The 6,584-nt window shown below is 40.5% G+C and carries 4 protein-coding genes and 2 pseudogenes; 4 read left to right on the top strand and 2 right to left on the bottom strand.

Annotated features, from left to right (window positions below; translation table 11 throughout):
- Positions 1-731: 731 nt before the first annotated feature.
- From V7L29_RS08915 to V7L29_RS08905, 3 genes and pseudogenes are all read left to right on the top strand, one after another.
- A pseudogene (locus V7L29_RS08915) lies at positions 732-1,367 on the top strand (S-layer homology domain-containing protein); the annotation flags it as partial.
- Positions 1,368-1,683: 316 nt separating this feature from the next.
- A complete protein-coding gene (locus V7L29_RS08910; protein WP_334689756.1) occupies positions 1,684-3,114 on the top strand; it encodes a right-handed parallel beta-helix repeat-containing protein in 1,431 nt (476 codons plus the stop codon).
- Positions 3,099-3,548, top strand: a pseudogene (locus tag V7L29_RS08905) (S-layer homology domain-containing protein); the annotation flags it as partial. The gene V7L29_RS08910 and the pseudogene V7L29_RS08905, both read left to right, overlap by 16 nt.
- Before the next feature lie 85 nt (positions 3,549-3,633).
- Here the strand turns inward: V7L29_RS08905 and V7L29_RS08900 are convergent.
- Positions 3,634-4,989: a GAF domain-containing sensor histidine kinase gene (locus V7L29_RS08900; RefSeq protein WP_334735203.1), complete on the bottom strand. Its 1,356-nt coding sequence runs from the start codon at positions 4,987-4,989 to the stop codon at positions 3,634-3,636.
- Positions 4,990-5,271: 282 nt separating this feature from the next.
- On the opposite strand from V7L29_RS08900, the gene V7L29_RS08895 reads away from it, so the two are divergent.
- The gene (locus V7L29_RS08895; protein WP_041566316.1) at positions 5,272-5,589 is read left to right on the top strand and encodes a DUF3155 domain-containing protein; all 318 of its coding nucleotides are present in this window, start codon (positions 5,272-5,274) and stop codon (positions 5,587-5,589) included.
- Positions 5,590-6,041: 452 nt separating this feature from the next.
- Here V7L29_RS08895 and V7L29_RS08890 read toward each other — a convergent pair whose 3' ends face one another.
- Positions 6,042-6,572 (bottom strand): cofactor assembly of complex C subunit B, encoded by a 531-nt coding sequence (locus V7L29_RS08890; protein WP_334735202.1) that lies wholly within the window; start codon positions 6,570-6,572, stop codon positions 6,042-6,044.
- Positions 6,573-6,584: the final 12 nt, after the last annotated feature.

The raw sequence follows: 6,584 nt of genomic DNA, 5'->3' as shown, positions 1-6,584 counted from the left end.
ATGACTGTGGAGGAGTAGGCATTGCAGCGATTCAATCCGACTATGTGACAGTAGATAATAACGTGGTGTTTAATAATGCCTGGTACAGCGTTTATGGTGCTAGTGGTATTTCGATGTTGAGCAATTGGAATTCTGACACTAACCGGGGATACAAGATGTTTGTGACCAACAACAAGACCTACAACAATCGCATGTACATCCCTTGGATTGCAGTCGGAAAGATTACAGACGGTAATGGCATTATTATCGATAGTTCAAGAAATGATCAGAACTCAACATTGGGAGCATATACAGGACGTACTTTAGTTAAAAACAATTTTACATTTAATAATGGTGGATCAGGTATTCATGCATTTTTAAGTGAGCATGTTGATATTGTCAATAACACAGCTGTTTTAAATAATCAGAGTCCGGAAATTAATGATGGACAAATCTTTGCTAATATGTCATCTGATGTCAGAATTTCCAGTAACGTGCTCTATGCTTCTCCTGACAAAGTTATTAATAGTAATAATAGAAATCAAAACGTTATTTATGATAATAATATCTACATCAATAGTTCTAAGATAAGTGTTAAGGGTGCTGACGATATTGTTGCAGACTCAGAGTTTTTAAGTAAGCATCCCACTCTAGAAAAAATATCTAACGATTGGAAATCACGGTTAGATAAACAAAATCCGTCAACGCGGACTTATGTAGAGCCTAAGTCGGTAGGTTTTGTTTGTGAGCAAATGACTTATCGTTTGCAAGGCAAACTCATCAAAGTAGGATGCTCCCCGCTATCTACTACTTTTTCTGATGTTTCATCTAACTATTGGGCAGCAAAATTTATTCAACAATTATCTCAACAAGGTGTAATTGCCGGATTTCCTGATGGTAGCTTCCGCCCTGAAGAACCGGTGACACGCGCTCAATTTGCGGCTATGGTCAACAAAGCTTTCCAAAATCCACAGCAACGGCAGGCAATCAATTTTACTGATGTGCCCAGCAACTATTGGGCATCCAGTGCAATTGGGCAAGCTTATAGCATTGGTTTCTTATCAGGTTATCCCGAAAATCGCTTTGAGCCTAATCAAGGTATTCCCCGCCAGCAGGTTTTGGTTTCCCTGGCTAACGGTCTGGAATATAGTCCCAGCGGCAATACCGAAAGCACTCTGCAATATTTCAACGATGCCTCTAACATTGCTAGCTATGCCCGTAGCCCGATCGCAGCAGCAACTAAAAAGCAAATTGTGGTGAACTATCCGAATGTGAAGTCCCTGAATCCAACCGCAACTGCTACTCGTGCCCAGGTAGCAGCTTTTATCTACCAAGCATTAGTTAGCTCTAATCAAGCCTCAGCAATTAACTCGCCCTATATCGTCTCAAGCCCCAGCAATTAACTCGCCCTATGTCGTAACTCAATTCAAGTCGTGACTTTAATTACCGCTGATCGGCGATCGCTACTTCAACTATAGTGTGCGATCGCCTTTATTTTTAACCACAAAAATTTTATTTAACAGAAACTCTTCTACCTCTATATCGTCTTCTCAGCATCGATATTTATTGGAATACTTATTTAATTGCGCTATGGGAGGAGCTAAGAAAGTCAGCTCTATTATATTCTCTATTTAAAAGAGTATTCCAAATTAGGGAATACCCTAATATTTTTGTTAAGTAGTAGCGATAAAGGAGCCTTTTCTTGTGGTAATTCAAGGTTTTGGTTTAAGCACATATCTTGCAATTACTGTAGCGTTAAGTCTTTTGGCTCAGGAAGAAAAGATAAAAGTATCTTTAGTTGATAACGTTCATCAGGTATCCATTAACAAGGAAATCATCCTAGCCAACCACGAACTAATCAGCACTCAGGCGACTCCGAAAACATATTATGTTAGTGGTAAGGGAAACGACAAAAATAGTGGACTCTCTACTTCATCCGCCTTTAAGACAATTCAAAAGGCAGCAGACCTTACCAACCCTGGCGATCAAGTATTGATTATGAACGGAGTATACACAAATTTATCCAAAGCTCAGAGTGTAGTAAATATTAAACGTTCTGGAACTGCAAATGCATGGATTAGGTATAAAGCATATCCTGGGCATTTCCCAAAAATTCAGCATAATACATGGAACGGTATCCTGATTTCAAGTGGAGCTTCATATATCGAGATCAACGGGCTGGAGGTTATAGGAAACAATGCCAATATAACCCTTGATTATGCATTAAGTCAGAAGAGTAACAGATTAAATCCACTTACAAGCGGAAACTGCATAAACATTGACGGACAAGTTAATGGTCATGTTCATCATATCCGTATTCTGAACAACAAAGTGCATGACTGTGGAGGAGTAGGTATCGGAGCAGGGCAGGCTGATTATGTGAAAGTGGATAACAATATTGTGTTCAATAATGCCTGGTATGGTGTTTATGGTTGCAGTGGCATTTCGATCGGGAGCAATTGGAATTCTGACACCAACCGGGGATACAAGATGTTTGTAACCAACAACAAGGTATATAACAATCGCATGTACATCCCTTGGATTGCGGTGGGACAGATCACAGATGGTAATGGCATTATTATCGATACTACCAGAAATAATGAGAATAACTCAAAATTGGATGCATATATAGGACGGACTTTAATTCAAAACAATCTGACATTTAATAATGGTGGTTCGGGTATTCATACATTTTTAAGTGATCATGTTGATATTGTCAATAACACAGCTGTTTTAAATAATCAGAGTCCAGAAATTAAAAGTGGACAAATATTTGCCCGTGCATCATCGGATGTCAGAATTTTAAGGAACATTCTCTATGCTTTTCCTGGCAAGGATATTAACAATGGCAATAATAAAAATAACAATGTTATTTATGATTATAATATCTACATCAATAGTTCAAAAGTAAGTGTTAAGGGAACTCACGATATTGTTGCAGACTCAGAGTTTTTAAGTAAGCATTCCACTCTAGAAAAAATATCTGGCGATTGGAAATCGCAGTTAGATAAACAAAATCCGCCAACGCGGACTTATGTTGAGCCTAAGTCGGCAGGTTTTGTTTGTGGGCAAGTGACTTATCGTTTGCAAGATAAACTCATCAAAGTGGGATGCTCCCTGAAACAGCGCCTTTGACATTGACTGTATCCCAAAACGTGGTTACGCAAGAGGGATCTGTAGTGATTCCTGCTGGTAGTCAAGTTATTGGTCAACTCAAACCTGCTACAGGCGGTTCTCAATTCGTTGCCGAGAAACTGGTTTTGACCAATGGTCAGGAGTATCAGCTTAACGCTACTTCTGAAGTGATTAGCAAAACTGAAACCGTCAAGAAGGGTATTAGTACTGGTTCAATTATCAAGAATACTGTATTGGGCGCAGGTGCAGCAACTGCGATATCAGCTGTCACAGGCGATCGCGCCATTGCCACAGAAGAAGTCTTGGGTGGCGCTGGTATCGGTGCGTTGGTTGGTCTGTTCTTCGGTAAGAAGAGTGTTGACTTAATCGCCATTGACCCAAATACCGATTTACAAATGACGATCAATCAGAATTTACTAGTCTGGCTCAAATAGTCAAAAGTAATTTGTCCTTTGTTAATAACTAATTACCATTGTACAGACGCGATTAATCGCGTCTCTACTGACTAATAACTAATAACTAATTCTCAACTTCCGGTAACCAAATAATAAACGTAGTCCCCGGCGTATCGGATGAAGTTAGCTTAGAGTTGATTGCAGGGCTGAAAATCTCGATTTCGCCCTGCATTTGCTCTATTAATTGTTTAGCGATCGCTAACCCCAAACCTGTACCGGGGATTTCTGTTTGCGCTTGTACACCGCGATAATGCCGTTCTCCAAGATGCTCTAAATCCTGGGGTGGAATGCCAGGTCCATTGTCACTGATGACAATTCCCTGAAAATTAGCTTTTTGTTGCCCCGCCTGAATCAAAATTTTGCCACCAGTAGGAGTGTATTTCAATGCATTATCGAAGATGTTAGTTAACACCTCTCGTAATGCTTTGACGTTAACACGTACTAAGGGTAAATTTTGTTGAATTTTAGTTATTAGTTTTAGCTTTCGCTCTTGGGCAATTGCTTTAGCTGATATTAATAATGGTTCTAATATATCTGTTAGCGAACAGTCAACTGTTTTATCACCCGTTCCCGGCAATAATAACGGTGGTTTAGCAGATTTTTGAATAGTTGCTTCTAGCAATGCTTCATTTTCTGCTAGATGTAGTGGTGCTAAATCTGCCTCTGTCAAATCAATTACTTGATCAAATTGTTGCAGCAATTCTTGGAGACGATCACTTTCCCGCACAATACTATTTGCCACATCCCGGTTGGTGTCTGCTGGTCGTAGTCGCTTCAATAGCAGTTTGCCAAAAGTCCGCAACGCCGTTAAAGGGTTGCGAAACTGATGCAATAGGTTGTCCAGTAAATCCCGCTGTTTTTCTTGGAGAATTTGTTGCTCACGCAACTGCTGCTCAAACCATGCCCGCCGCTGATCTAAAATACAAGCGATCGCCAATGTTTGGGCTATCCGTTGAATCTGACTTTGCTCATGCTCATTCCATGCGCGGTCTTCCCTACCTGTCACCAGTAACCCCATCATCACACCCTCATAAACCAGAGGTAAAACAGTTTGGTTCTCACTAAGTAGGTATTCCTCTTTTAAATGGGGTTGAGACGCATCTGGTATCTCAGACTCCCGTGACGAGGTTGGAGATTCTGACCCTGCTGTCAACAACCTTGTCTGATGATTGGGTAATACAAACACATTTCCAACTTGAAGTTGTTTGTTTACTGTCGCTTCAGCAGTCTCCTCCCCTGGCGGTAATAATGCTGTTTCCGGGTAAATTACCACAGGAATCAGTTTGGCCTCACCTGATGGAGTCTCTACCAATTCTTGTGTTAGGTACACAATACTTAAAGTTGCTCCCAGCCCTTGGGTTAGCAACGCTATTTGCTCTCGACACAGAGCCAGAAAATCGGAACTGGCAGACATTAACATTTTTTAGCTCTTGCTCAAGATTACAGATTTTAAGGCATGATTAAGAGAGGATACTGAGTTTTTACCTCACTCATTTAATAAAGCTTAACTAAAATCTTCTTAGTCATGGTTTGTACAAGGGATTATATTTTTAGCTGCGTTTGTTTATTTATCTCCAAAGATATTAATTTTCTTGCATTAAAAGGTAAAAAACTATTGATATTTTGAACTAGAACTTATATAATGACGACGGATTTTGTAGCTATCACTACAATCTATAGCTTGAAAGAGGAGGACAATAGGTTGGCAAGGAGACGCAAAAGGAAAAGTCGTCGTCGTCAGGAAGGACGGCGGATTCTGGAACATGTGCCTCAATATAGCATCGAAAGTGGCGAAGAAAAACCTGTGACAGCAGCGAGAAGATTCATTCAAGCTGAAGGTATTTTGCCACCGGCGTTGCTACTCGTAAAGCGAAACGAACACACCACAGACCGTTATTTCTGGGCAGAAAAGGGGCTGTTTGGTGCTCAATACGTAGAGGAAAACCATTTCTTGTTTCCCAGCTTGAGGGTGTTAGAACCTTCGCCAGGTCAAGAACCTCTTGCTTTAGCTAGTCGGTGAACCAGAAATGGTCATCTTACGCATTGAATGTGGCTCCTGACTATCAATTAACTAGCAAAATTGCTAAGTTTATGCAAAATTTAATTTTTTTTTAGTTTGGAGCTGATTTGGTTTTTAAGGCTAGTCCAGGTAGTTGGAAAGTAAACTTGTCTCAAACCACGCTAGGTTGCATGGGTTGATACTATTTTGATGATGCAGAAGGGAGTGGGTATAGAGCCAAGCGCGTCCAAAAGCGCTAGTGAAGTTGCGCTCTTATGCCGTAGATGGTTAACCAAGCTCTGTCAACAAATTTAAGTTAATAAATTTAAATTTTTTCCCCACGACTTGTGTCGTGGGGAAAACTGACAAAGCAGCAGTCTTGATTTCCTCCTGACTACTTTTTATTGCCTAAAGAGTAGGTTAGGTGAGAAATCCGCATATCATAGTTAAAAGATGGTCACAAAAACCAACAATTATTCACCAGCCTTGAGCTGTAGAGTCCTCTGTAACTCACTGAGCTCATCTCGATGGGCAACTACAGTGATTTTACTTGAGGAGGTTTGTTCGCTCTGAGTTGTTTCTACTTTGAGTGATATCTTCTCAAGTCTTCCAGATTTTTTCCAATAAAATAGACCACTTAAAGGCGACAGCAGTACCATAGCCAGAACAAGGGTACTGAGGCTAGGAAAAAGCAGGGATACAACTAGTGATAGACAAACAATCCCAGTAGCTGCCAGTAAAGTTAGAAATATAGCTAAGAACCAGCTGGGGCGAACATTACCTTCAAAAGTCACCTGGTTTTGTTCTCGGTCTACCGCTGCCACTCGGTAAGACCGCGAGCAAAAATATTCTTTTAATTGAGACATTAAAGCAGCTTCGTCTTGCTCAGATACCAGTTTTACTGTTTCTGTGCGGTCTTTAGTCGAGGCACGAATAAAGAAAAACAGCCCAACCGATAACAACAAGGTTAGCAGGAACGTAGATGGCAGAATAGCAGTATCCATAACTAATTGTTA

The sequence above is a fragment of the Nostoc sp. genome (assembly GCF_036916575.1).
Classification (GTDB): domain Bacteria; phylum Cyanobacteriota; class Cyanobacteriia; order Cyanobacteriales; family Nostocaceae; genus Nostoc.
The sequence above is the reverse complement of the archived record's forward strand: the minus strand, read 5'-3'. Positions and strand labels throughout refer to the sequence as shown.